The following is a 23,049-nucleotide window of genomic DNA, read 5'->3' on the forward strand; positions in this document are numbered from 1 at the left end:
AACATAGTACTCCGCAGAACGCGACAGAGGATCGATGGCTGTCCCCCTCACGAGACGAGAAGCCGAAGCGCAAGCGCCCACGTCAACGCGCAAGGCCGACCTGCACGGCTTCGCCTTTCTCGCAACAATCGCCGTCGTGATGACCGCCTGGATCGGCGCCCTGGTCTGGGCTGCGATGGCGTTCCTGACCTGGCTTGTCTCGTAGCGCGGATCGCGCGCTATAACAGACAGTGCACGATCTGCACCGTCTTGATCCCCCCGCAAACGATCATGGCCCACAGCGCCAAGCTGATCTGGATCGCGTCCAGCATGTTCCCGTCCCCTGCGACTCACCTTTGATTTTTTCTTTGATCAATCGCGTGATGCCGCAATGAGCGCTAGTGGAAATTTGAGGCAGTTGTTGTGCGCCGCCACAAGGGTTCACCTGCAAAAGCGCAGGCTTCGGCGACCTCCGGAACAAATGAGGCGGACCTGAGCCCGCCTCATTCAGTTCAGATCTCGCTCGAGCGCTCAGTAGCAGGCGCGCGGATCGGCCTGCACGTACTGGCCACTCGGATAGCGATAGTAGCAAACGCCCTCGGCGACATAGTAGCCGGGACGCGAAGCGGCCGTTGCTCCAGCGATTGCGCCGGTCGCGCCACCGATGATGGCACCCGCGGCTGCGCCCGAGGCTCTGCCGGAAATCAGTCCGCCGAGCACACCCCCGACGATGGCGCCGCCCAGCGCGCTCGCGCCGGGATCGGGGGGCGGCGGCGGGGGCGGCGGCGGTTCGTAGGCCACGGGCGGGCCCGGTGGCGGCGCGTAGGCCACCGGCGCGTCGTCCACATAGTCCTCGGAGATATAGGCGGGCGGGCCATCCATCCGTTGCGGATAATAATACCAGACGCCGCCGACATCCCACCACCAGCCGGGACGGCCATTGTGAACCTCGTGACGCCAGCGTCCGCCCTCCCAGGCGAGATTGCCGCGGTAGGCGTGTCCACCCCAGTCGCGCGCGGGCGCCGGACCGCGCGCCATGGTGCGGCCGGGCCCCGGGGGCGGCGCAGCGGCACGGTGCGGACCGGGACCCGGTCCGGGCGCCATATGGGCCTGACCACTGGGTTGCGTCACCGTACGCCCTGCCTGCGGCGGCGGACCTTTGCGCGCGTTCTGATTGGTCGGCGGCGGGCTGCCTGCGCCCTGCCCTGGCGGCTGGCCGGCACCCTTGGGCGGACCGGCGTCCTGCGCCTGCGCGGACAATGCCAGCAACGACATGGCCGAAACCACGGGAATGATGATCTTCATGCGGCTGGACGCACTCATCGGTGCCTACCCCTTACTTTCAGAAATTGCCGTGGCCCACGCGCGATAGACGAATCGGATCGCATTTGGCTGATGCCGGCTGACATAATTGACCTGCCAAGGCCATTTATGTCCCGTTACAAATGTTTAAGATCGCGGCGAATTTTCGTCCGGACGGGCGGCGGGCCGGGCTTAGCGAGCCGGCTCGATCACATCGCAATTGCGTCGCCCCGACATCAGGCAATCCTGCATCTTGCTGGCGGCGGTGAGGTCCCGAGCGAGCCACAGGCCGAGCGCGAGAAGAACGGCAGCAATGATGAGACCCGCGATCGCTCCGCGACGACTGTCGCCGGATGGGCGCTTGGGCGAAGGATTCGGCGAAGCTTTGGGCTTCCCTACGGGATCGGGCATCGAGTCCGGCTGGGACATGGCGACCTTGGCGCTCGGCGAGGCCGTTTATCACCTCTGCGACCTCGCGTCACATCCCCGCGCGGCTTTCGCCGTTCAACCCTTGGTCTGCCTCACCGCTTCCTTGCGCAAGGTCTCGACCGCCGGGATCGCCTGCTGGGTGCGCGGCGCGCAGCTCGTCAGGATGAATGCGGTTTGGGTGCACTCCCAGGCGGCTCCAAGAACGGTACTTTCGATGGGCTGCGGACGGGCAGCCAGCAGCACCGCGCCTACGACCGCCACTGCGGCGACCACGATCGCAAGGGCTTTCAGGCTCAGCCGGAAAAAGATCATGCCCGTGCTCCGTCTCGTATGGCGGACGCTAGGCGCCGCCGCTGGGTGTCCTTATGAGGGACATCACAATTCGGCAGTTTTTCCGGGCTACGAATGGTCGGCTGGTTAAGCGATTTCGTGGACCTGATCGGCTGCGATTATGGGTGGCTTCACGGCGCGTGGCGATGTACACGCTTCTGCGTCGTGTGGTGCCTGCTTGTGCCCAGCCGACGTACCAACAGTCACCCATTTAGGATTGAAAGCGAGGAAGGCAAGGCCCGTGAGTGGATTTAGGGAACCAGGCTTCACCGACCGGCAGAAGGCGGCGCAGGAAGCGCGCAAAAATCTTTTGAACAAATTCAAGTCGCAGCCGGGGCACGACGATCCTGCGGTGGCGGCGAAGCGTGCCGAGCGCGAGGCGCTTGCAGCCAAGCGCACCGAAGCCAAGGCCGCGCGAGAGGCCGAAAAGGCCGAGCAGAAGCGCCTCGCAGAAGAGGCCAAGGCCGCTGAAGCTGCACGCCTTGCGCGTGAGGCCGAGGAAGCGGCCGCCAAGGCGGCAGCGCTCGAGGCCGAGCAGAAGGCCAAGCGCGACGCCCGCTACGCCGCCCGCAAGGCCAAGCGGAAGTGATCTTCAGCAAAATTTGACCTGAGGCGCGTGCGCTTCAGGTCAAATGATGCCGGACCGGGCGCGCAAGCGCGCAACCGGCGATGGACCGTGGGCGTACACTGATCAAACGCAGGCCGGGCTCGCCTCGTTGGAGGCGGCCGGCATGACGACAGGAGATCAGTTTTTCTTCATCATCCCGTCGTCTTTCTTCATGCCATCCTTGGACATCGTATCTTTCTTCATCATGCCGTCGTCCTTGGACATGTGATCCTTCTTCATACCGTCCTTGGACATCGTGTCCTTCTTCATCATGCCGTCGTCCTTGCCCATCTTGTCCTGGGCAAAAGCGGCCGGCGACAGCGCCAGGCCAAGCGAGAGAGCGGCAGCCGAGACGCCGAGCACGATGCGGGTGCGAATGGTCATGAGAAATATTCCCTTCGAGATGGTGTTGTGAAAGCGACAGGTGCCGCTACTCAATCTCGACGGATCGGCACGCATGCTTGTTACGCGGCATCGCGAACTTTTTTCGTAAGCCGCCTGACGCCTGCGCGATCGCTCCTTGACCAAAAGCGTTAACGACCGAAACACGAGGGCCCGGCGAGTGCAGCGCAGCAAGGCGAACACTTGCCGGAGCCTTCGGTCTCGAACTATCAGATGAGAGAAGTTCGGGTGAAAGACCGGCTAGGATGGGCCTCTGCGCCGGTCTCTTGATCCACCCAAATTACGTCAAACAAGAACCGTCCCAAGAAACCGTCGAAGGGGATACTCCATGTTCACGCGTCGTCACCTGCTCGCGACTGCTGTCGCAGCCCCCGCCATTCTCCGCTTCGGCATCGGCACCGCGCATGCCGCGACCACGCTGAAGATCTCACACCAGTTTCCCGGCGGCACCATCGACAAGGGCGATTTCCGCGACCGGCTCTGCCGCATGTTCGCGGCTGAAGTCAGTAAGCGCAGCAATGGCGACATTGCCGCCGAGATCTATCCGAACTCCTCGCTGATCAAGACCAACGCGCAGTTCTCCGCGATGCGCAAGGGCGCGCTCGACATCTCGCTGTATCCGATGCCCTATGCCGGCGGCGAACTGCCGGAGACCAATATCGGCCTGATGCCCGGCCTCGTCACCACCTACGACCAGGGCATGCGCTGGAAGAAGGAGCCGGTCGGCAAGGCGCTCTCCGACTTCCTCGCCGACAAGGGCATCATCCTGCTCTCTTGGGTGTGGCAGGCCGGCGGCGTCGCCAGCCGCTCCAAGCCGATCGTGGCGCCGGAAGACGCCAAGGGCATGAAGGTGCGCGGCGGCTCGCGCGAGATGGACATGGTGCTGCAGACCGCCGGCGCCTCGGTGCTGTCGGTGCCGTCCAACGAAATCTACGCGGCGATGCAGACCGGCGCATGCGATGCCGGCATCACCTCCTCCACCAGCCTGATCTCGTTCCGCCTCGAAGAGGTCGCGAAGTCGCTGACCTCGGGCGCGGGTACGTCCTACTGGTTCATGCTCGAGCCTCTGATGATGTCGAAGGCGATCTTCGACAAGCTGCCGAAGAACCAGCAGGACATCCTCGTCGCCGTCGGTGAAGAGTTAGAGGCCTTCGGCCGCAAGGGCGCGCAGGATGACGATATCGAGGTCGCCAAGGTCTATGAGAAGGCCGGCGCCAAGGTCTCGGCGCTCGATGCCGCCACCGTCGGCAAATGGCGCGACATCGCCCGCGATACCGCGTGGAAGGATTACGGCGCCAAGACCGCGACCGCCGCCAACCTGCTCAAGCTCGCCTCCGACGTCGCTGCATGAGCCACGGCCCTCTGCCGGATCGTGACGATCAGGCGAGTGCTGCCGCACGGACCGGCCTTGCGGCAGCGCTCGATCGCGGTCTCGCGATCCTCAACCGCATCATCCTCGTATTCGCCGCACTGGCGCTGGTCGCGGCCTGCGCCATCCTGAGCTACAGCGTGCTGAGCCGCGCGCTGTTCAAGGCCGCCAATTACTGGCAGGACGAGGCCGCCGTGTTCCTCCTGGTCGGCGCGACCTTCATGACGGCGGCCTACGTGCAGCAGAACCGCGGCCATATCGGCATCGAAGCCTTCGTCGGCCTGCTGTCGCCGCTGGCAAACAGGATCCGGCTCTGGATCGTCGATGCCGCAACGTTCCTGTTCTGCGCCTTCTTCACCTGGAAGTCGTGGACGCTGACACATGAGGCCTATGTCGACGGCCAGGTCTCGAACTCGATGTGGTCGCCACCGCTCGCCGTTCCCTATTCCCTGATGGCGCTTGGCATGAGCCTGCTCTGCGTCCAGATCCTCGTGCAGCTGGCGCTGCCCTTCGCTGGAGCCAGGCGGTCATGAGCGTTTTCGGCATCGGTATCGCTTACGGAGTGGCGACGCTGCTCGTGATGTTTTCGGGCATGCCGATTGCGTTCGCGCTCGGCGCGGTCGCGGTCGTGTTCATGGGGATCTACATGCCCTCGGCCTCGCTCGATACGGTGACGCAGAACGTCTACGAGGAGATGGCCTCGATCACGCTGCTGTCGATCCCGCTCTTCATCCTGAAGGGTGCGGCGATCGGCAAGTCGCGCGCTGGCCAGGATCTCTATTCCGCGCTGCACGCCTGGCTGCACCGCGTGCCCGGCGGCCTCGGCGTCGCCAACGTGTTCGCCTGCGCTTTGTTTGCGGCAATGGCGGGCTCGAGCCCTGCGACCTGCTCGGCCATCGGCTCGGCCGGCATCCCCGAGATGCGCAAGCGCGGCTATTCCGGCGGCTTTGCCGCCGGCATCATCGCCGCCGGCGGCACGCTCGGCATTCTCCTGCCGCCCTCGATCACCATGATCCTGTTTGCGGTCGCCGCCGAAAAGTCGCTCGGGCGGCTATTCCTCGCCGGCATCGGTCCCGGCCTGTTGCTGGTCTCGCTGTTCGGTTTCTACGCGGTGTTCCGCTTCCGCCGGGAATATGCCGCGGCCGAAGCGGCCTACAAGAACGGCGGCCCGGAAGCGGCAATCCTTGCCCGCGACGAATACACACTCGCCGAACGTTTCAGCGTTCTGCCCCGCGTGATCCCGTTCGTGCTGCTGCTCACCGGTGTCATGGCAGCGCTCTATGGCGGCTTTGCCACGCCGTCGGAGACCGCCGGCCTTGGCGGACTTTTGGCGCTGGGGCTGATCGCGGCGATCTACGGCGTGTGGCGGCCTGAGGATCTCGGCCCGATCATGAAGTCGACGGTCCGGGAATCGACCATGCTGATGATGATCATCGGCATGTCGCTGCTCTATTCCTACGTGATGAGCTATCTGCACATCTCGCAATCGGCCGCCGAATCCGTCGTCGCGATGCATCTGCCGCGCTGGGGGCTGCTGTTCGCGGTCCTCGTCATGGTGGTCGTGCTGGGCTTCTTCCTGCCGCCGGTCTCGATCATCCTGATGACCGCGCCGATCATCCTGCCGCCGCTCCGCGCCGCCAATTTCGACATCATCTGGTTTGGCGTGGTCATGACCATCGTGATGGAGATGGGGCTGATCCATCCACCCGTCGGACTCAACATCTTCGTCATCCGCAACGTCGCCCCGGATATTCCGCTGAGCGAGGTGATCTGGGGCACACTGCCCTTCGTGCTCCTGATGATGGGCGCGGTGCTGCTGCTGTGTCTGGTGCCGGAGATCTCGACCTGGCTGCCGGATTTGGTGATGGGGCCGGACGGAAGCAGGTGATGCGCTCACCACCGTCATTGCGAGCGCAGCGAAGCAATCCAGAGTCTTTCCGCGGTGGGATTCTGGATTGCTTCGCTGCGCTCGCAATGACCGAGGACTAGGAGGCAGCCCGCTTCTTCTTCGCATTCAGCGCCGAAGCCACGCGGCTCACCGGCGGCTTGCCCAGCACGACACTCATCGCGTTCGTCGCCGCGAGCAGCTTGTCAATATCGACCCCGGTCCTCACGCCCATGCCCTCGAGCATGTAGACGACGTCCTCGGTCGCGACGTTGCCCGTCGCCCCGGGCGCGTAGGGACAGCCGCCGAGCCCACCAGCGGCAGCGTCAATGACGCAGACGCCCTCCTCCAGGCCAGCATAGAGATTGGCCAGCGCCTGGCCGTAGGTATCGTGGAAATGCATCGCGAGCTTTGCGGCGGGAACGTTGGCGGCGACCACGCGCAGCATCTCCTTGGCCTTGGCAGGCGTGCCGACGCCGATGGTGTCGCCGAGCGATATCTCGTAGCAGCCGAGGTCCCACAACGTGCCGGCGAGATCGGCGACCGCCTTCGGCTTGATCTCGCCGTCGAAGGGGCAGCCGAGCACGCAGGAGATATAACCGCGCACCTTCACGCCATCGTCCCTGGCGCGCGCCAGCACCGGCTTGAACCGCTCAATTACTCCGCGACCGTGCAGTTGATGTTGGCGCGCGAGAACCCTTCCGAGGCGGCCGCAAACACCGAAACAACTTTCGCGCCGGCCGCGCGGGCGGCGTCATAGCCCTTCTCGTTCGGCACGAGCACGTGGAATTCAGCGCCCTTGACGTGGCTGACGCCGCGCAGCACGGCGTCGGAGCTCGCCATTTGCGGGATTGCCTTGGGCGAGACGAAGGCGCCGACCTCGACGGTATGAAGTCCAGCTCCAACCAGCGCCTCGATGAAGGCGATGCGGGCCTCAACGCCGACCAGCGTCTTCTCGTTCTGGAGCCCGTCGCGGGGCCCCATCTCGACGATGCGGACGGGATCGCTCATGTCACTCTCCGGAAGCTTCGACCACGGCGAGCTCGATGCCTTCCTGCACGATGTCGCCGACCTTGCACTTGATGGACTTCAGCACGCCGGCATAGGGCGCCCGCAAGGTCTGCTCCATCTTCATCACTTCCAGCGTAAGGATCGGTGCGCCCTTCTCGAGTTTGGCGCCCTCCTCGGCCAGCACGGCGACGACAGTACCCGGCAGAGGCGCTGCGATCTTGTCCGCGCCGGTCTGCTCGTCGGTCTCGCCGCCGAATGGATCGACCCAGTGCAGGTCGAAGCGGCCGTTGCGCGTACGCAAATACAGCTCGTGGCCGTCGATCACGGCGGCGACGGATGATTTGACGCCATCCAGTGTCAGATCGAAGCCGCCGTCCTTCGGCACAACAGTGAACGCCAGCTCACGCTCGCCGATCACGAGCGTCGACGGCCCGCTGCCATAGTTCAGCGCGATTTTCTGCTCGGGGCCATGGCCGACGCGCAAGGCGAAGTTGCGCTGGCGACGGCCGACCGGCTGCCAGCCAAAGGTCTGCCACGGGGAGTTTGCCTCGCCTTGCGCCGCCCGCCGTTCGTCATTGACGATCGCGGCAACTGCGGCGCAGAGCTCGAGCTCGCCAGGCGCTGGCGCTCCCGAGGTGAGCGCCGCCAGCTCGCGCTCGATGAAGCCGGTGTCGATCGCATTGGCCCGCACCTTCGGGTGCGTGATCAGCGCGGACAGGAACGGGATGTTGGTGACGATGCCACGGACGTCGGAGTCTTCCAGGCCACGGTTGAGGCGGTCGATCGCCACGTCACGCGTCGGCGCCCAGGCGATCATTTTTGCCAGCATGGCGTCGTAGTACGGCGAGACGCTATCGCCATCTCGATAGCCGGCATCGATGCGCAGGCCGCCCGTCTCCGCCGGCAATCGCCAGGTCGATATCCTGCCGACCGACGGCATGAAGTTCTTGGTCGGGTTCTCGGCATAGACACGAGCCTCGACGGCGTGGCCGTTGAGCTTGATCTCGTCCTGTTTCAGCGGCAGCGCCTCGCCGAAAGCGACGCGCAGCTGCCACTCGACGAGGTCGACGCCCGTGATCAGCTCGGTGACGGGATGCTCGACCTGAAGACGCGTGTTCATCTCGATGAAGAACACGTCCTTGCCGTCGGAGACGAATTCGATGGTGCCGGCGCCGACATAGTTCACAGCGCCTGCCGCCTTGCGCGCGGCAGCGCAGACGGTCTCACGCTGGGCGGCATTGAGCGTCGGCGACGGCGCTTCCTCGATCACCTTCTGGTGCCGGCGCTGCAGGGTGCATTCGCGCTCGAACAGCGACAGCAGATTGCCGTGGCTGTCGCCGATGATCTGCACCTCGATATGCCTGGGATTGTCGACATATTTCTCGATCAGCATACGGTCGTCGCCGAACGCCGCCTTGGCTTCGCGCTTGGCGCTAACGATCGCCGGCCCGAGTTCGGCAGCCGAACGCACGATCCGCATGCCGCGGCCACCGCCGCCGGCGGAGGCTTTCACCAGCACGGGGAAGCCGGCCTTTTCAGCCGCCTTTGCCAGCGTCGTATCGTCCTGCGCATCGCCGTGATAGCCGGGCACCAGCGGCACCCCGGCCTTCTCCATCAGCGCCTTCGAGCCTGACTTCGAGCCCATCGCATTCATCATCTCGGCGGTCGGGCCGACGAAGACGAGGCCGGCGTCGTAACAGGCCTGTGCGAATTCGGCATTCTCCGACAGGAAGCCGTAACCGGGATGCACGGCCTCGGCACCGGTCTTGCGCGCGGCTTCGATTAGCCGTTCGACACTGAGATAGCTGTCGCGGGCGCGCGCGGGTCCGAGCAGCACGGCCTCATCGGCGAGCGCGACATGCATGGCATCACGGTCGGCCTCGGAATAGACGGCGACCGTGCGCAGCCCCATGGCACGGGCGGTGCGGATGACGCGGCAGGCGATCTCGCCGCGGTTGGCGATCAGGAGGGTGCGAAAGCGGCGGTAGAGTTTTGTGCGGTCCATCGCATCACATCCTGAACAGGCCGAACTTCGTCGGCTCGATCGGCGCATTCGATGCCGCCGAGAGGCCAAGGCCGAGCACGAGACGCGTGTCGGCCGGATCGATCACGCCGTCGTCCCACAGACGCGCGGTCGCGTAATAAGGATGCCCCTGGCTCTCATACTGATCGCGGATCGGCTTGCGGAACTTATCTTCCTCCTCCTTCGACCAGCTATCGCCTTTGGCCTCGATATTGTCGCGCCGGACCTGGCTCAGCACCATGGAGGCCTGCTCGCCGCCCATCACCGAGATACGCGCGTTCGGCCACATCCAGAGGAAGCGCGGCGCGTAGGCGCGGCCGCACATGCCGTAATTGCCGGCGCCATAGGAGCCGCCGATCACGACAGTGAATTTCGGCACCGAGGCGGTCGCCACCGCCGTCACCAACTTGGCCCCGTCGCGCGCGATGCCACCGGCCTCGTATTTCTTGCCGACCATGAAGCCGGTGATGTTCTGCAGGAACACCAGCGGAATGCCGCGCTGGCAGCACAGCTCGATGAAGTGCGCGCCCTTCAGCGAGCTCTCGCTGAACAGGATGCCGTTGTTGGCGATAATGCCGACTGGATAACCCCAGATATGGGCGAAGCCACACACCAACGTCGTGCCGTAGAGCTTCTTGAACTCGTCGAACTCGGAGCCGTCAACCACACGCGCAATGATGTCGTGCACGTCGAACGGCTTGCGGCCATCGACGGGCACCACGCCGTAGATCTCCTCCGCCGCAAACAGCGGATCGCGCGGCGGATGCATGTTGAGGTTCGGCCGCGCGGACGGCTTCAGTGTGCCGACGATACGGCGGGCAATGCCGATCGCATGGGCATCATTCTGAGCGTAGTGATCGGTGACACCGGATTGCCGCGAATGCACGTCGGCGCCGCCGAGCTCTTCGGCGCTGACGACCTCGCCGGTCGCGGCCTTCACCAGCGGCGGGCCGCCGAGGAAGATGGTGCCTTGATTGCGCACGATGATGCTCTCGTCCGACATCGCAGGCACGTAAGCGCCGCCGGCGGTGCAGGAGCCCATCACGATGGCGATCTGCGGAATGCCTTGGGAGGACATCTGCGCCTGGTTGTAGAAGATGCGGCCGAAATGCCGCTCGTCCGGGAAGATTTCGTCCTGCAGCGGCAGGAAGGCGCCGCCGGAATCGACCATGTAGACGCAGGGCAGATTGTTCTGCCGAGCGATGTCCTGCGCCCGCAGATGCTTCTTCACGGTCATGGGATAATAGGTGCCGCCCTTGATGGTGGCATCGTTGGCGACGATGACGCATTCGCGGCCCGAGATACGGCCGACGCCGGTGACGATGCTCGCCGAATGCACGTCGCCGCCGTAGAGGCCGTGCGCCGCCAGCGGCGACAACTCCAGGAACGAGGTGCCGGGATCGACCAGCAGATCGACGCGCTCACGCGCCAGCATCTTGCCGCGCGATGTATGGCGGTTGCGCGAGGCCTCGCCGCCGCCGCCGGCGACCTGGGCGAGCTTTTCACGCAAATCCGCAACGAGGCCGCGCATGGCATCCGCATTGCGCGCGAAATCGGATGACGATGGATCGATGCTGGAATGGAGCGGCATGTGGTCCCGCGTTTCTGATGACGTGGTTGAGGGTTTAGGCGGTTTCCGACATCAGCTCACGGCCGATCAGCATGCGGCGCACTTCTGATGTCCCCGCGCCGATCTCGTAGAGCTTCGCGTCGCGCCAGAGCCGGCCGACCGGAAATTCGGATGTATAGCCGACGCCGCCGAGCGCCTGGATCGCCTCGCCCGCCATCCATGTCGCCTTTTCGGCGGAATAGAGAATGGCCGCCGCCGCGTCCTTGCGCAGTGTGCGCGCGTGGTCGGCGTGGTCGCAGGCCTTTCCCACGGCGTAGACGTAAGCGCGCGTAGCCTGCCAGGTCGCATACATGTCGGCGAGCTTGCCCTGCATCAGCTGGAAATCGCCGATCGGTTGGCCAAATTGCTTGCGCTCGTGCATGTAGGGCACGACAGCGTCCATGCAGGCGGCCATGATTCCGAGCGGTCCGCCCGACAGCACAGCGCGCTCATAGTCGAGGCCCGACATCAGCACCTTGACGCCTTCGCCGACCTTACCCATCACGTTCTCTTCAGGCACCTCGCATTCGTCGAAGAACAGCGGATAGGTATTGGAGCCGCGCATGCCGAGCTTGTCGAGATGCTGGCCGTGGCTGAAGCCTTTAAAGCCCTTCTCGATCAAGAAGGCGGTCATGCCGCGCGGGCCGGCCTCGGGATCGGTCTTGGCGTAGACCACCAGCACGTCGGCATCGCCGCCATTGGTGATCCACATCTTCGAGCCGTTGAGCACATAGCGATCGCCGCGCTTGTCGGCACGCAGCTTCATCGAGACGACATCGGAGCCGGCGCCCGGCTCGGACATTGCGAGCGCCCCGACATATTCGCCTGATATCAGCTTCGGCAGATAGCGCTGGCGCTGGGCGTCACTGCCGTTGCGGCGGATCTGGTTGACGCAAAGATTGGAGTGCGCGCCATAGGACAGGCCCACGGCCGCGGAGCCGCGCGATATCTCCTCCATGGCGACAATATGGGCGAGATAGCCCATGTTGGAGCCGCCATATTGCTCCGGCGCGGTCATGCCGAGCACGCCGAGGTCGCCGAGCCGCTTCCACAGGTCGGCCGGGAACAGATTGGCCTTCTCGATCTCGGCGGCGCGCGGGGCGACCTCCGCCTCTACGAAGGCGCGCAGCGTGTCGCGCAGCATGCTGATGTCGTCGCCCAGATCGAAATCGATGCTCGGGATGTTCAAGGCGATTCCTCCTAGATCTTGTCGGGTCCGAACCTACCCCCGCCCGGGCGTTCTGGCGGTCGAAAAGGTTGCATTTTCCGCCAAGTTTGGCGAGGATTTTCCAAAGGACATCCAATGCCTTTCCAGGCCGCAACAGCCACGCCCCGCCGCGCCATGACCCCCGCCGCTTTCGTCCTCGGCGTGGTCGCGGCCTATGCCCGCCATGGACGGGATCCGGCTGAGGCGCTCGCCAAGGGCCAGGTCCCATCCGATCTCGTTCGGTCGGCCAACGGGCGGATTACGGCCGCCCAGTTCGAGGCGCTGGCCGGCCACGCCATGCGCGAGCTCGACGACGAGGCACTCGGCTGGTTCTCGCGCCGCCTGCCGTGGGGCAGCTACGGCATGCTGTGCCGTGCCTCGATCACCGCGCCCAATCTCGAGGTCGCGCTGAAGCGCTGGTGCCGGCATCACCGCCTGCTGACCGAGGACGTGCTGTTCGAGCTTGCGGTCAGCGGCGAGACCGCGACCATCTCCATTCGCGAGCAGCGCGATCTCGGACCTTTGCGCGAATTCTGCCTCGTCACCCTGCTCCGTTATGTGCTCGGCTTCTCCTGCTGGGCGGTGGATTCCGCAATTGCGTTACGCGCGGCGGAATTTCCTTATGCAGAGCCCGCCCATGTGTCGGTCTATCCGACCATCTTCTGCAAGCACATCCGCTTCGACGCGGACGCGGCATGCATCGTCTTCGACAAGCATTATCTCTCGCTGCCGCTGACGCGCAGCCCCGCCGACCTCGACAGCATGCTCAAGGGCGCGCTGCGCCTGACGGTGCTGCCCTATCGCCGCGACCGCTTGCTGGTCGAGCGTGTCCGCCGCGTGCTGCGCGAGGGGCGCGGACGCATTCTCGGCGCAGAGGATGTCGCAAGCGAACTCGCGCTGTCCACCCGCACCATGCATCGTCGGCTGCGCGAAGAAGCAACTTCGCTGCGCGACCTGAAGGAAGAAGCAAAGCTCGAGCTCGCCAAGCAGGAGCTGATGCGCGGGCGCACGCCGATCAAGCGGATCGCCGAGATCGCCGGCTTCCGCAACGAGAAGAGTTTTTCCCGGGCTTTCCGCTCCTGGACCGGCGCCAGCCCGCGCGAATTTCGCGACCGCTATCGCTAAAACGGCGAGCGACCTCATTGTCGGCTCACGAACGCCCGCAATCACGAGTGTTTCGGCGGCACTAGCGGCTGTGCCCATGCCGGGCAAGCCCCTCACCTCTCCCGCAAGGATTCCTGCCTGTACCGCAGCAGCGGCGAGAGAAGATATTCGATGATCCGCCGCTTCCCGGTCTTGATCTCGGCGGTCACCGCCATCCCCGGCTCGAGGTCCGTCATGCGGCCGTCGACGAGCATGCTCGTCCGATCAAGCGCAATGCGGGCGGCATAGAGGAGGTCCTGCCCCGCCGGCGCGCTCGCCGCAGCGTCGCCGGACCTTGGCGAACTGCCGCCATGGGCGGTCGCCTTGTCGCGGGTGATGGCATCGCGCGATAAGCTCGTTACTCTGCCGCGCAGCACCCCATATTTGGTGAAGTTGAAAGTGTCGACCTTGATCTCCGCCTCGTCGCCGTCGCGAACGAAGCCGACATCGCGGTTGGCCAGCATCGCTTCGATTTCAATGGTCGCCTCGGCGGGGACCACCACCAGCAGCGGCTGAGCCGGCGTGACGACACCGCCGACCGTGTGAACCGCAAGCTGTTGCACGGTGCCGTCGATTGGCGCCCGCAGGATCTGGTCCTGCATGCGCCGCTCGGCTTTGACGAGGTCCTCGGTGAGCTGCGCCGCCTTCTGCTCGGCCTCGACGAGGTCTGTCGTCAGTCCGCGGACATATTCGGCACGGGCCTGATCGCGCTGGCCGACGGCCGAGCGTTGTGCGGCCTCGACCTCGGCGAGACGCCGTCGCTGCACCACCAGCTCGCGCTGCAGCTCCGTCAACCGCACCTTGGCATCGAGATAAGCGATCCGGTTGCCGTATTGAATATTCATGGCCTTCTCGCGCACCTCGGCGGCCTCGGTCACGAGCGGCAGCTCGGCTTCGACCTTGTCGATTGCCGCCTTGACGCTGTCCGCTTCCGCCCGCTTTTGCGCGATCTGCTGCTCGAGCGCCTCGATCTTGGCGATCTGCTGCTCGGCCTGCGCGGTCATGACGGCCCTGGCCCGCGCGACCTCCCGCGCCTGCGCCTCGGGCGGCGGTGCAAAGTTGACCGGGTGCAAATCTCCGTCGAGCCCGGCAATGAGCGCCGAGAGCCGCGCAACGTCGAGCCGGACGCGCTGCAGCTCAGGCCGGATGCGATCGCGGTCCGCCATGCTGGCCGTCTGATCCATGGCGATGAGGACGTCGCCCTGCTTCACACGGTCGCCGTCCCGGACGTTGATGCTGGCGATGACGCCGCTGTCCAGGGGCTGGATGGACTTGACCCGATCGGTCGGCACCACCTTGCCTTGCGCGGTCGCGACGATGTCGATGTGGCCGAACGAAGCCCAGGCGATCGCTATCAGGAGCGAGGCGCCGATGGTCGCGGCGATGGCGCGGCCGAGCGGCGAAGCAGGCGTTTCCATGATCTCCAGCGCCGCGGGCAGGAACTCGCGCTCGTCGCTGCGGAGACCGTTTCCGCCCCAGGCGTCCCGCGCAATGGTGCTAGCCGACATCGCGGAGGCCTCCCTGCAGGCGGTGGAGATTGGCATAGCGCCCGTTGCGCTGGATCAACTCGTCATGGCTGCCGTCCTCGACGAGCCGGCCGTGATCCAGCGTCAGGATGCGGTCGGCGCGGCGCACGGTCGAAAGCCGGTGCGCGATGATCAGCACGGTGCGGCCGTGCGCTATTCTGTGCATGTTGTCCTGGATGATACGCTCGCTCTCATAGTCCAGCGCCGAGGTGGCCTCGTCGAAGATCAGGATGCGGGGGTCGCCGATCAGCGCGCGCGCGATGGCGATGCGCTGGCGCTGGCCGCCGGACAGGCTCGCGCCGCGTTCGCCCACGATCGTATCGTAGCCCCGCGGCAGCTCCAGAATGAAATCGTGCGCGCCGGCGAGCTTTGCAGCCACGATCACGCGCTCCATCGGGAACGCGGGATCGGCGAGCGCGATGTTGTCGCGGATCGAGCGGTTGAGCAGGAAATTCTCCTGCAGCACGACGCCGATCTGGCGACGCAGCCAGGCGACATCGACGAGCGCAAGGTCCGTGCCGTCGATCATGATGCGACCGCTCTCGGGCACGTAGAGCCGCTGCACCAGCTTCGTGAGCGTCGATTTCCCGGAGCCGGAGGGACCGACGATCCCCACCACCTGCCCCGGCGGCACGTGCAGGCTGACCTCGTGCAGGACCTCCGGTCCGTCGATCCGATAGCGGAAACCGACACGTTCGAAACTGATCCCGCCCTTGATGGGTGGCAACGCGGCGTGACCGGTGAGATGGGTCGGCTCCGGCGCCGTGTTGAGAATATCGCCAAGCCGCGCGATCGACAGACGCGCCTGGTGGAAGTCCTGCCACAGCTGCGCGAGCCGCAGCACCGGCTGCGACACGCGGCCGGCGAGCATGTTGAAGGCCACGAGCTCACCGACCGACAGCGCGCCCTCGATCACGAGCCGGGCTCCGAAATAGAGCGTCAGCGCAGTGACGAGCTTGCTGATCAGTTGCACGGCCTGGCTCGCCCAGTTGCCGAGCGCGAGCACGCGGAAACTCGCACTGACATAGCCGGCGAGCTGCTCCTCCCAGCGGCGCTGCATCTGCGGCTCTACCGCCATGGACTTCAGCGTCTCGACGCCGGCGACGCTTTCGACAAGAAAGGCCTGGTTCTCGGCGCCGCGGTTGAATTTCTCGTCGAGCCGCGCGCGAAACAGCGGTGTCACCCCGGCCGACAGCGCCACGTAAAGCGGAACCGAGCCCACCACGATCCAGCTCAGGAGCGGCGAGTAGGAGAACATCACCGCCAGGAACACGATGGTGAAGACCAGATCGACCACCAGCGTCAGGGCCGAGCCCGTGAGAAAGTTGCGGATGTTCTCCAGTTCGCGAACGCGCGCCACGGAATCCCCGACCCGCCGCGCTTCGAAATAAGCGAGCGGCAGCGCCAGCAGATGTCGGTAGAGCCGAGCGCCGAGCTCGACGTCGATGCGGTTCGTGGTATGCGCGAAGAGGTGGGTACGCAGCGCCGCGAGCAGCGTTTCCAGGACGGATACCGCGATCAGCCCGAACACCAGAACGTCGAGCGTGGTGAGGCCGCGATGCACGAGCACCTTGTCGATCACCACCTGGAAGAACAACGGTGAGATCAGCGCGAAGACCTGGAGAAAGAACGAGGCGGCCAGCACCTCGGCGAACAGGCCGCGATATTTGTGCATCGCCTGTAGGAACCAGCCGACGTCGAAGCGCCGGACCAGCTCGCCGAGCGAGGCGCGGCGCGTCATCACGATCAACCCGCCGCCCCATGCCGCCTCGAAGGCGGCGCGCGGCAGCAGCTCGGGCTTTCCCGTCGTCGAATTGTGGATGATGACCTTGTCCTCGGACAATTTCGCCACGATGACGAAGCTGCCGTCGCGCCATTCCGCGATGGCCGGCAACGAGGTCTTGCAGAGTCGCGTCCAATCCTTCCGGACGCGACGTGCCTTGAGGCCGAGATCCCGGGCGCAGCGCAAAATCTCGGTCGTGCCGAAGCGCACACCGCCAAGTCGGTGCCGAAGCTGCTCCGCATCGCCGGGGATGCCGAAGAAGCGGAGCAGCAGGGTCAGCGACTCGAGCCCGCTGTCAGGCGTGACGGCGACGTCTGACGACGTTGTGGGCATGACCCTGATCCCCGACCCGGCTCTAGGAGACGTGGGCCGCGGCTGCGATCACGGCCCCGGCCGGAGGGCCTGCGACCATTTCCACCGGATGCGAGACGATCACGCCGCCGCCGGCGTCGGCGGACAGGGCGAAATCCGCATTGGTGAACTGCCCGATCAGGTTGAGCTTGGCGACTGTCGCGCCGTCGGAGATCGTGAGCACGCCTCCCGTGTTGGCGGCGTTCTCCGAGAAACCAAACGTGGTGCCGGCGCCGGACTTGATATTGTGCAGGTCGATCTTGTCCGCCGCCTGCCAGCCCGAGATGTATCCGGTGAAGTCGCTGGCCAAGGCGAGATCAAGTGTCGCGTTGGTGCCTCCGAAGGCCATGTCCTTTGCCGTGCCACCCGCCTGGACGGACAGGAGGCCACCGGTCTCGACCTTGGTTTCGTCGGCACGGCCGCCCTTGAACACGATTTCCTTGCCGCTGGCGCCGATGTCCGTTTCCGCGGTGCCGCCCCAATCGTAGAGCACGCCGCCCTTCTCGACGTACGTGAAACCTGCCCCGCCCCCCGACTTGACGAACTGCGCCCCGCCCATCAGGTAGGTATAACCTGCGATACCGCCGGACTCGACGACCTGAAAGCCGCCGCTCTGGATCACGGCGGTGTTGGAGGCGCCCCACAGATCCTGCACGCCGCCGCCATTGACGATGGTGTCGAAGGCGTTGCCGTGAGTGTCCTGCACGCCACCGGAATTGATGACCGTGTTGTACGCGGTCGCGCCCTCCCGGAGGTTCTGGAGCCCGCCGTCGTTGATCGTTATGTCGTGCGTCCTTCCGCGATGATAGACATCTTGAACGCCGCCGTCGTTGATCGTCGTATTGAAGACGTCACCGCCGACGACGATTTCCGTGCCGCCATTGATGACCGTGTCGGCGTCAGCCATGCCGACCACTCGGATCTGGCCCTTCCCGATAGTGCCTGCCATTTTGATCTCCATAAATTTTGTCAAATGCCTGAAGCGAACATGTCGCTGCGCAAATGAGTTTTGATGAACCGTAGCGTCCGGTTGGTCGCGTCCGGAAACCGGCGGTTCAAACGAATTTTTTTGCGGAGATTTTCCGGGATTATAGGGAAATAAAGCAGGACTATACGGAAATCCGAAGCGTCGTCGGCGACCCCGTCGCCCTCTCCCTCCCCCGCGCTAGCCGGCCGAAACGGTCCCTGCCGCAAGCTCCTCAACCGGCAGCGGCACGTCCTTCGCAACGCCAAGAACCGGAAAGCTGCGGACGTTCTTCACGTTAGGCATGGCGGCGAAATGCAACAGCTGCTGGCGCATGCTCTCGACGCTCGGCGCCACGCATTTGAGAAGATAGTCGGTGTCGCCCGAAATCCGCCAGCACTGCTGTATCCGCGGGATCGCTGAGATCGAGCCCTCGAAGGCCGCGAGCACCGGCTGCGCCTGGCTGCCGAGCTGGATCGAGACGAACGACACCACCTCATAGCCGAGCAGCCGTTCGTCGATGACCGCGCGCACGGCGCGGATCACCCCGCGCCTGAACAGCGATTTGAGCCGTCGCAGGCAGTTCGGCGCGGACACGCCGACGCGCAGCGCCAGCTCGTTGTTACGGACGCGCCCGTCCTGCTGCAATTCGGAGAGTATCTTCAGATCGACGCTGTCGAGCTGGTCGCGCCCGGCCATCCCCTACCTCGTCATGGTCCCGTCATAGGACCAGCGAAGCACGGGGGGCGCGCAGTGCCAAGGCCCGTTCCGTCGGACGGCCGAAGGAGCCCCTTAATGCGTCCAGGGCTCACCGCGGCGGAAAGAGAAATTGTCGGCGTAGGCGACCTGGCGGTGCAAGGAATCCTTGGGCTCGATCACCTGGTAGGCGATGCCCTTGCGCTCGCAATAGGCGACCGCCTCGTCCTTGGTGTGGAAGCGTAGCGTGATCTGCTGCTTCATGTCGCCGGACGAGGTCCAGCCCATCAGCGGCTCGACCGAACGGGGCTGCTCCGGCTCGTAATCGAGCTGCCATTCCTTGGTCTTCGACCGGCCGGATTGCATCGCGTTCTTGGCGGGCTTGAAAATGCGTGCGGTCATTGGCGGTCCGGCCTCTTCGTCTTTCGTTCGATTTTCATGCGTCACGGTAGCGATTGGTGCAAACCGCGGGCATAGTATAGAGACACCTTTCGGGAACTGATCGGTGATTCCGGCCCTCCCAGGTCCCTCACCGATGGGTATAGTCATTATGCTGCACTGTGACAATTGCGTACCCGCCTTCCGTCCGGGAATCCCGCCCGGCGGCCAAGCCTTGCCAACACAAGCCTTGCCAACACAAGCCTTGCTAACACCTGCCTTGCCAACATTCGCCTCGCCGACCTCAGCGTATCCGTCCCTTTCGAGAGCTTCCGTCGCATGGCCTTCCTGAACATCAACGCCACGCTGCCCGAAAAGGGCCGTGACCTCAGGCTCGACCTGTTTCGCGGTATCGCCAACTGGGCGATCTTCCTCGACCACATCCCCGACAACATCGTGAACTGGATCACGACGCGCAACTACGGCTTTTCGGACGCGGCCGATTTGTTCGTCTTCATCTCCGGCTACACGGCTACGTTCGTCTACGCCCGGATGATGCTGGAGCGCGGCTTCATCGTCGGCGCCACCCGCCTGACCAAGCGGGTCTGGCAGCTCTATGTCGCCCACATCATCCTGTTCGTGATCTATATCGCCTCGATCAGCTATCTGGCGCTGCGCTTCGGCGATTCCGAGATGATCAACGAGTTCAACGTCGCCGGCCTCGTCGACAACGCCACCGAGACCTTGCGCCAGGGCCTGTTCCTGCGGTTCAAGCCGCTCAATCTCGACGTGCTGCCACTCTACATCGTGTTGATGGGCCTGTTTCCGCCGGTGCTGTGGTTCATGCTGCGCAAGCCTGATCTGACGATGGTGCTGTCCATCGTCCTGTGGCTCTCGGCGCGACACTTCGGCTGGAATTTGACCGCCTATCCGGGCGGCCAGTGGTATTTCAACCCCTATTGCTGGCAGGTGCTGTTCGTGTTCGGCGCCTGGTGCGCGATGGGCGGCGCACGCCGTTCGGGCTGGCTGATCAATTCGTCGGTTACGTTGTGGGTCTGCCTCGCCTATCTCGCCTTCGCGCTGGTCATGACCATGGCCGGCCGTTTTCCGGCGCTTGGCGGCATGTTCCCGGAATGGCTGTTCTCGGCGTTCAATCCGAACGACAAGACCAACCTTGCGCCCTACCGCTTCATCCACTTCGTCGTGATCGTGATCCTGGTGATCCGCTTCGTGCCGAAGGAATGGCCGGGGCTGGAGTGGAAGGTCTTCGATCCCGTGATCGTCTGCGGCCAGCAATCGCTCGCCGTGTTCTGCGTCGGCGTTTTCCTGTCCTTCGTCGGCCATTTCGAGCTGTCGATGAGCTCGGGCTCGCTGTTCGCGCAGCTGTTCGTCTCCATCGCCGGAATCGCGATCATGACGACGGTGGCCTATTACATCTCGTGGTCGAAGCGGCAGGACAAGCCGCTGAAGCCGCCGCCGGCGAAGTCCGCAGCTCCCCCCGCGGCAAAGGCCGCCTGAGCCGTCGAACGCCCGCTGGTTCAAGCGAGCGTTCGACGTCCATTGCCATATCCGGCTTGTGGGGATCAGGCTGGCCGGGTCAACTTGACTTGGGTCAACCAGGAGCGATGCCGATCAGCCTAGGGTTATCGTGACACGCGCCGCCGCACTGATGTCGGCGGCCTTCCCTCGGACAAGGCCCAAGGACAAGGCCCAAGGACAAGACAAGCACATGCCCTCTCATTTTCACGCCGTGGTCTGGATCGATCATTCGCAGGCCCGGATCTTCCATCTTGGCCTGAGCGGCTCCGACGAAGTCACCCTGCATCCGCAATTGGCAACGCGGCACCTTCATCACAAGGCCAACACGATCGGCAGCGGCCACGCCGCGCCGGACAAAACCTTCCTCGCCGAGGTGACCAAGGCCATCGCCGATGCCGGAGAAATCCTCATCATCGGTCCGGCGAACGCGAAGATGGAGCTCGCCAGCCACATTCGCGCCCATGCGCCCGATCTCGCCAAGCGGATCGTCGCGGTGGAAGCGGCCGATCATCCCACGGACAACGAGATCGTCGCTTACGCCAAGCGTCACTTCAAATTGCCGCTCCCGCGCATACAGGCCCCCGGCGCCGCCGCGGGGGAAAGACATCAGGGCTGAGCGAAGCGCCTCCGTTTCAGGCCGCCGCCTCGCCGTCATACTCGGTGAATTTCTTGTAGATCCAGTCGCGGCCGTCGTGACGACGCCAGACCTTGCCGTAGACGAGCTGCCCATTGATTGAGCGGCGCGGCACGATGACGGTCCAGAGATGCCAGATCTCGGTCCAGTTCGGCCGTTGGCGGGATGTTTTCGTGGTGAGATCGAAAGCCATGACGGACAACTCGCGCGAAACGAAACACCGCGACGAATGTGATCTCGTGTGAGCCGCTGCTGGGCGTCGTCGCGGGCCGGGACCAGTTGATATCATCAGCCAAAATGACCGCAACGATGGTCCGCGCTTAACCTAACCGATCAACCTTACCCGTCGTCGGAAGGCCGCGTTGCCAGTTGAAACGCCTGCCCATCTTTCCTAAGATGCATGCGCAATTTGAGAATGAATGCGCCGTTTCCGAAGAGCGCACCGGGGCTGATTTCAGGCTGATTTTTTCAAGCGACTGACTGCGCGGGTCGACGATCATGAATTTGCAATGTGCCTATTTGCGGCTGGCAATGGCTTCGCCGCCCCCGACACCGGTCGCTATGCGGCCGCCGGATCAATCGCCAAAGGCTGTCAACGACAATCATCCGGTCTGGCCGCTGATCCCGTTTCCGGCGGGCTGGTACGCCTCGGGCTAAAAGCCCCGAAAAGCGCAACGCCGCGCAAGCGGAGTATCCTCGCTTGGCGGCGTCCGTTAGGCATTGGGCGCTGAAATCCCCAACACCGATATGTCTATGGCGACGTCCAAAGGTTCGATGAGGCTTTGGTCATTCTGCGCGCGTTAGCTTTGGTGTTTCAGAAGGTTGTCCATCTGGTCTGAACCTAGGAAGCTGAGGTTGCGAAGCTTCAACGTTCCAAGGAAAGACCAGATGAACGTCCACAAGAATGCGCCTTTGACGCCCAAAGGTCGAGAGGCGATGGAGTGCAGCGTCGTCGAGGACGGGCTGAGCCAGGCCAACGTGTGCGGTCGGCTAACCTGTGTCCGCGCTCTTGGATCTCTGGGGATGAAGAGGGTCCACGCCCGGACTGGTCGGGGCAGCTGGATTCGAACCAACGACCTGCAGTACCCAAAACTGCCGCGCTACCAGGCTGCGCTATACCCCGAATGTCCGGCGAGCCCCGTCGATACACGCTTCCTGGGGGGCCATCAAGCTTTCCAAGCCGCCAGCCAAGCGAAGCCGCCGACAGGATACCCTCCCGGATTTACCGGGCCGGGCCGCAATAGCCCTACCCGACCTATTTGCTGCCGAACAAGGGGTGTCCGACGTGATCGCCGGGACGGATACCGTATTTCTGCGCTGTTCCCGCCACCACCTCGAGGACGGCCCGGGCGGGCCCCTTGGACGAGATAATCTTGGTCGAAAGCGGTTCGGTGTTTTCGGCGATGCGCAGGATGCGGCCGTCGGCGCGAATGAAGATCATGTCGAGCGACACATAAGTGTTCTTCATCCACATCGACACTTCCTGCTCGGGATTGAAGTCGAACAGCATGCCTTTGCCGTCAGCCAATTCCTTGCGGTACATCAGCCCGGTCTGCTTCTCCTCATCCGTGGTCGCCATCTCCACCGAGAACACCTGGACGCCGTTCTTGGTGACGATCTCAAGCGGCTGGAAACTGGCGGCACGAACGGGAGCGCCGGCGACGGAGAAGCCGACAATGACGAGAGCGGCGGCAAGAAAGCCCCGGGCAACGGACCGGGCGGCCTTTCGATCAAAGCTCATGGCGGGGATACTCGGCAGGAAATGCGGCAAGAAAGTCAGGACCACAATGACTGGCCCAACGGTGGGGATTGCGACATCCTTACGCGGCCACCGCCCCAAAAGCCAGAAGCGCGCAGGCCACCCCGCGCGCTTCTGCCCACC

Annotated in this window: 22 protein-coding genes, 1 tRNA gene and 1 pseudogene; 8 read left to right on the plus strand and 16 right to left on the minus strand. The window is 64.3% G+C overall.

Features of this window, described 5'->3' with window-relative positions; all coding sequences use genetic code 11:
* Nucleotides 1-34 precede the first annotated feature (34 nt).
* Nucleotides 35-205 carry a hypothetical protein gene (locus L6639_RS15310; RefSeq protein WP_237862503.1) on the plus strand — a complete coding sequence of 57 codons (171 nt, stop codon included), beginning with the start codon at nucleotides 35-37 and terminating at the stop codon, nucleotides 203-205.
* 305 nt (nucleotides 206-510) lie between these two features.
* Here the strand turns inward: L6639_RS15310 and L6639_RS15315 are convergent, their stop codons facing one another.
* The 3 genes from L6639_RS15315 to L6639_RS15325 all read right to left on the minus strand — a co-directional run bounded on the left by L6639_RS15315 (nucleotide 511) and on the right by L6639_RS15325 (nucleotide 2,022).
* Complete coding sequence (locus L6639_RS15315) at nucleotides 511-1,302, minus strand: hypothetical protein (protein WP_237862504.1); 792 nt, start codon at nucleotides 1,300-1,302, stop codon at nucleotides 511-513.
* A 171-nt stretch (nucleotides 1,303-1,473) separates the two neighbouring features.
* Nucleotides 1,474-1,710, minus strand: a complete 237-nt coding sequence (locus tag L6639_RS15320) for a hypothetical protein (RefSeq protein ID WP_237862505.1) — start codon at nucleotides 1,708-1,710, stop codon at nucleotides 1,474-1,476.
* Nucleotides 1,711-1,785: 75 nt separating this feature from the next.
* Nucleotides 1,786-2,022, minus strand: a complete 237-nt coding sequence (locus L6639_RS15325; protein WP_237862506.1) for a hypothetical protein — start codon at nucleotides 2,020-2,022, stop codon at nucleotides 1,786-1,788.
* Between the two features lie 259 nt (nucleotides 2,023-2,281).
* Between L6639_RS15325 and L6639_RS15330 the strand changes: the two genes are divergently transcribed.
* Nucleotides 2,282-2,629 (plus strand): DUF6481 family protein, encoded by a 348-nt coding sequence (locus L6639_RS15330; protein ID WP_237862507.1) that lies wholly within the window; start codon nucleotides 2,282-2,284, stop codon nucleotides 2,627-2,629.
* A gap of 156 nt (nucleotides 2,630-2,785) precedes the next feature.
* On the opposite strand, the gene L6639_RS15335 is transcribed toward L6639_RS15330, so the two are convergent.
* Nucleotides 2,786-3,031 carry a pentapeptide MXKDX repeat protein gene (locus tag L6639_RS15335; protein ID WP_237862508.1) on the minus strand — a complete coding sequence of 82 codons (246 nt, stop codon included), beginning with the start codon at nucleotides 3,029-3,031 and terminating at the stop codon, nucleotides 2,786-2,788.
* Nucleotides 3,032-3,377: 346 nt separating this feature from the next.
* On the opposite strand from L6639_RS15335, the gene L6639_RS15340 reads away from it, so the two are divergent.
* From L6639_RS15340 to L6639_RS15350, 3 genes are read left to right on the plus strand one after another with little or no spacing between them, the layout of a single operon-like run.
* Nucleotides 3,378-4,400, plus strand: coding sequence for a TRAP transporter substrate-binding protein (locus tag L6639_RS15340; RefSeq protein WP_237862509.1), 1,023 nt, complete (start codon nucleotides 3,378-3,380; stop codon nucleotides 4,398-4,400).
* Nucleotides 4,397-4,951, plus strand: coding sequence for a TRAP transporter small permease (locus L6639_RS15345; RefSeq protein WP_237862510.1), 555 nt, complete (start codon nucleotides 4,397-4,399; stop codon nucleotides 4,949-4,951). Before L6639_RS15340 ends, L6639_RS15345 begins: the two co-directional genes overlap by 4 nt.
* On the plus strand, nucleotides 4,948-6,306 hold the full coding sequence (locus L6639_RS15350; protein ID WP_237862511.1) for a TRAP transporter large permease: 1,359 nt from the start codon (nucleotides 4,948-4,950) through the stop codon (nucleotides 6,304-6,306). Before L6639_RS15345 ends, L6639_RS15350 begins: the two co-directional genes overlap by 4 nt.
* A gap of 97 nt (nucleotides 6,307-6,403) precedes the next feature.
* Here the strand turns inward: L6639_RS15350 and L6639_RS15355 are convergent.
* The 4 genes and pseudogenes from L6639_RS15355 to L6639_RS15370 all read right to left on the minus strand — a co-directional run bounded on the left by L6639_RS15355 (nucleotide 6,404) and on the right by L6639_RS15370 (nucleotide 12,135).
* A pseudogene (locus L6639_RS15355) lies at nucleotides 6,404-7,314 on the minus strand (hydroxymethylglutaryl-CoA lyase).
* A 1-nt stretch (nucleotide 7,315) separates the two neighbouring features.
* The gene (locus L6639_RS15360; RefSeq protein ID WP_237862512.1) at nucleotides 7,316-9,319 is read right to left on the minus strand and encodes an acetyl/propionyl/methylcrotonyl-CoA carboxylase subunit alpha; all 2,004 of its coding nucleotides are present in this window, start codon (nucleotides 9,317-9,319) and stop codon (nucleotides 7,316-7,318) included.
* A gap of 4 nt (nucleotides 9,320-9,323) precedes the next feature.
* The gene (locus L6639_RS15365) at nucleotides 9,324-10,928 is read right to left on the minus strand and encodes a carboxyl transferase domain-containing protein (RefSeq protein ID WP_237862513.1); all 1,605 of its coding nucleotides are present in this window, start codon (nucleotides 10,926-10,928) and stop codon (nucleotides 9,324-9,326) included.
* A gap of 34 nt (nucleotides 10,929-10,962) precedes the next feature.
* A complete protein-coding gene (locus L6639_RS15370) occupies nucleotides 10,963-12,135 on the minus strand; it encodes an isovaleryl-CoA dehydrogenase (RefSeq protein ID WP_237862514.1) in 1,173 nt (390 codons plus the stop codon).
* A 114-nt stretch (nucleotides 12,136-12,249) separates the two neighbouring features.
* Here L6639_RS15370 and L6639_RS15375 point away from each other — a divergent pair, with 114 nt between their 5' ends.
* Entirely contained in the window at nucleotides 12,250-13,278 is a 1,029-nt protein-coding gene (locus L6639_RS15375) for an AraC family transcriptional regulator (protein WP_237862515.1), read from the plus strand.
* Nucleotides 13,279-13,370: 92 nt separating this feature from the next.
* On the opposite strand, the gene L6639_RS15380 is transcribed toward L6639_RS15375, so the two are convergent.
* The 5 genes from L6639_RS15380 to L6639_RS15400 form a co-directional block, all read right to left on the minus strand.
* Nucleotides 13,371-14,804 carry an HlyD family type I secretion periplasmic adaptor subunit gene (locus tag L6639_RS15380; RefSeq protein ID WP_237862516.1) on the minus strand — a complete coding sequence of 478 codons (1,434 nt, stop codon included), beginning with the start codon at nucleotides 14,802-14,804 and terminating at the stop codon, nucleotides 13,371-13,373.
* Nucleotides 14,794-16,938 carry a type I secretion system permease/ATPase gene (locus L6639_RS15385; RefSeq protein WP_237862517.1) on the minus strand — a complete coding sequence of 715 codons (2,145 nt, stop codon included), beginning with the start codon at nucleotides 16,936-16,938 and terminating at the stop codon, nucleotides 14,794-14,796. Before L6639_RS15385 ends, L6639_RS15380 begins: the two co-directional genes overlap by 11 nt.
* A gap of 22 nt (nucleotides 16,939-16,960) precedes the next feature.
* Nucleotides 16,961-17,905, minus strand: a complete 945-nt coding sequence (locus tag L6639_RS15390) for a hypothetical protein (protein WP_237862518.1) — start codon at nucleotides 17,903-17,905, stop codon at nucleotides 16,961-16,963.
* A 216-nt stretch (nucleotides 17,906-18,121) separates the two neighbouring features.
* Nucleotides 18,122-18,619 (minus strand): Lrp/AsnC family transcriptional regulator, encoded by a 498-nt coding sequence (locus L6639_RS15395; protein ID WP_237862519.1) that lies wholly within the window; start codon nucleotides 18,617-18,619, stop codon nucleotides 18,122-18,124.
* A 93-nt stretch (nucleotides 18,620-18,712) separates the two neighbouring features.
* Nucleotides 18,713-19,018: an ETC complex I subunit gene (locus L6639_RS15400; protein WP_237862520.1), complete on the minus strand. Its 306-nt coding sequence runs from the start codon at nucleotides 19,016-19,018 to the stop codon at nucleotides 18,713-18,715.
* A gap of 315 nt (nucleotides 19,019-19,333) precedes the next feature.
* Between L6639_RS15400 and L6639_RS15405 the strand changes: the two genes are divergently transcribed.
* Complete coding sequence (locus L6639_RS15405) at nucleotides 19,334-20,512, plus strand: OpgC domain-containing protein (protein WP_237862521.1); 1,179 nt, start codon at nucleotides 19,334-19,336, stop codon at nucleotides 20,510-20,512.
* 211 nt (nucleotides 20,513-20,723) lie between these two features.
* On the plus strand, nucleotides 20,724-21,149 hold the full coding sequence (locus L6639_RS15410; protein WP_237862522.1) for a translational machinery protein: 426 nt from the start codon (nucleotides 20,724-20,726) through the stop codon (nucleotides 21,147-21,149).
* A 16-nt stretch (nucleotides 21,150-21,165) separates the two neighbouring features.
* On the opposite strand, the gene L6639_RS15415 is transcribed toward L6639_RS15410, so the two are convergent.
* The 3 genes from L6639_RS15415 to L6639_RS15425 form a co-directional block, all read right to left on the minus strand.
* The gene (locus L6639_RS15415; RefSeq protein WP_237862523.1) at nucleotides 21,166-21,360 is read right to left on the minus strand and encodes a hypothetical protein; all 195 of its coding nucleotides are present in this window, start codon (nucleotides 21,358-21,360) and stop codon (nucleotides 21,166-21,168) included.
* A gap of 853 nt (nucleotides 21,361-22,213) precedes the next feature.
* Nucleotides 22,214-22,290, minus strand: a tRNA-Pro gene (locus L6639_RS15420).
* Between the two features lie 132 nt (nucleotides 22,291-22,422).
* A complete protein-coding gene (locus L6639_RS15425) occupies nucleotides 22,423-22,908 on the minus strand; it encodes a DUF192 domain-containing protein (RefSeq protein WP_237862524.1) in 486 nt (161 codons plus the stop codon).
* Nucleotides 22,909-23,049 lie beyond the last annotated feature (141 nt).

Source organism: Bradyrhizobium zhengyangense (assembly GCF_022012555.1).
In the GTDB taxonomy this organism is placed as follows: Bacteria; Pseudomonadota; Alphaproteobacteria; order Rhizobiales; family Xanthobacteraceae; genus Bradyrhizobium; species Bradyrhizobium zhengyangense.

Bases quoted from the DNA above. Each gene is read 5' to 3' on its own strand.
- L6639_RS15380 (WP_237862516.1), bottom strand. From the start codon at position 14,804: ATGTCGGCTAGCACCATTGCGCGGGACGCCTGGGGCGGAAACGGTCTC.
- L6639_RS15315 (WP_237862504.1), bottom strand. From the start codon at position 1,302: ATGAGTGCGTCCAGCCGCATGAAGATCATCATTCCCGTGGTTTCGGCC.
- L6639_RS15390 (WP_237862518.1), bottom strand. From the start codon at position 17,905: ATGGCAGGCACTATCGGGAAGGGCCAGATCCGAGTGGTCGGCATGGCT.
- L6639_RS15405 (WP_237862521.1), top strand. From the start codon at position 19,334: ATGGCCTTCCTGAACATCAACGCCACGCTGCCCGAAAAGGGCCGTGAC.
- L6639_RS15335 (WP_237862508.1), bottom strand. From the start codon at position 3,031: ATGACCATTCGCACCCGCATCGTGCTCGGCGTCTCGGCTGCCGCTCTC.
- L6639_RS15415 (WP_237862523.1), bottom strand. From the start codon at position 21,360: ATGGCTTTCGATCTCACCACGAAAACATCCCGCCAACGGCCGAACTGG.
- L6639_RS15385 (WP_237862517.1), bottom strand. From the start codon at position 16,938: ATGCCCACAACGTCGTCAGACGTCGCCGTCACGCCTGACAGCGGGCTC.
- L6639_RS15375 (WP_237862515.1), top strand. From the start codon at position 12,250: ATGCCTTTCCAGGCCGCAACAGCCACGCCCCGCCGCGCCATGACCCCC.
- L6639_RS15425 (WP_237862524.1), bottom strand. From the start codon at position 22,908: ATGAGCTTTGATCGAAAGGCCGCCCGGTCCGTTGCCCGGGGCTTTCTT.
- L6639_RS15310 (WP_237862503.1), top strand. From the start codon at position 35: ATGGCTGTCCCCCTCACGAGACGAGAAGCCGAAGCGCAAGCGCCCACG.
- L6639_RS15350 (WP_237862511.1), top strand. From the start codon at position 4,948: ATGAGCGTTTTCGGCATCGGTATCGCTTACGGAGTGGCGACGCTGCTC.
- L6639_RS15325 (WP_237862506.1), bottom strand. From the start codon at position 2,022: ATGATCTTTTTCCGGCTGAGCCTGAAAGCCCTTGCGATCGTGGTCGCC.
- L6639_RS15365 (WP_237862513.1), bottom strand. From the start codon at position 10,928: ATGCCGCTCCATTCCAGCATCGATCCATCGTCATCCGATTTCGCGCGC.
- L6639_RS15345 (WP_237862510.1), top strand. From the start codon at position 4,397: ATGAGCCACGGCCCTCTGCCGGATCGTGACGATCAGGCGAGTGCTGCC.
- L6639_RS15360 (WP_237862512.1), bottom strand. From the start codon at position 9,319: ATGGACCGCACAAAACTCTACCGCCGCTTTCGCACCCTCCTGATCGCC.
- L6639_RS15340 (WP_237862509.1), top strand. From the start codon at position 3,378: ATGTTCACGCGTCGTCACCTGCTCGCGACTGCTGTCGCAGCCCCCGCC.
- L6639_RS15395 (WP_237862519.1), bottom strand. From the start codon at position 18,619: ATGGCCGGGCGCGACCAGCTCGACAGCGTCGATCTGAAGATACTCTCC.
- L6639_RS15400 (WP_237862520.1), bottom strand. From the start codon at position 19,018: ATGACCGCACGCATTTTCAAGCCCGCCAAGAACGCGATGCAATCCGGC.
- L6639_RS15320 (WP_237862505.1), bottom strand. From the start codon at position 1,710: ATGTCCCAGCCGGACTCGATGCCCGATCCCGTAGGGAAGCCCAAAGCT.
- L6639_RS15410 (WP_237862522.1), top strand. From the start codon at position 20,724: ATGCCCTCTCATTTTCACGCCGTGGTCTGGATCGATCATTCGCAGGCC.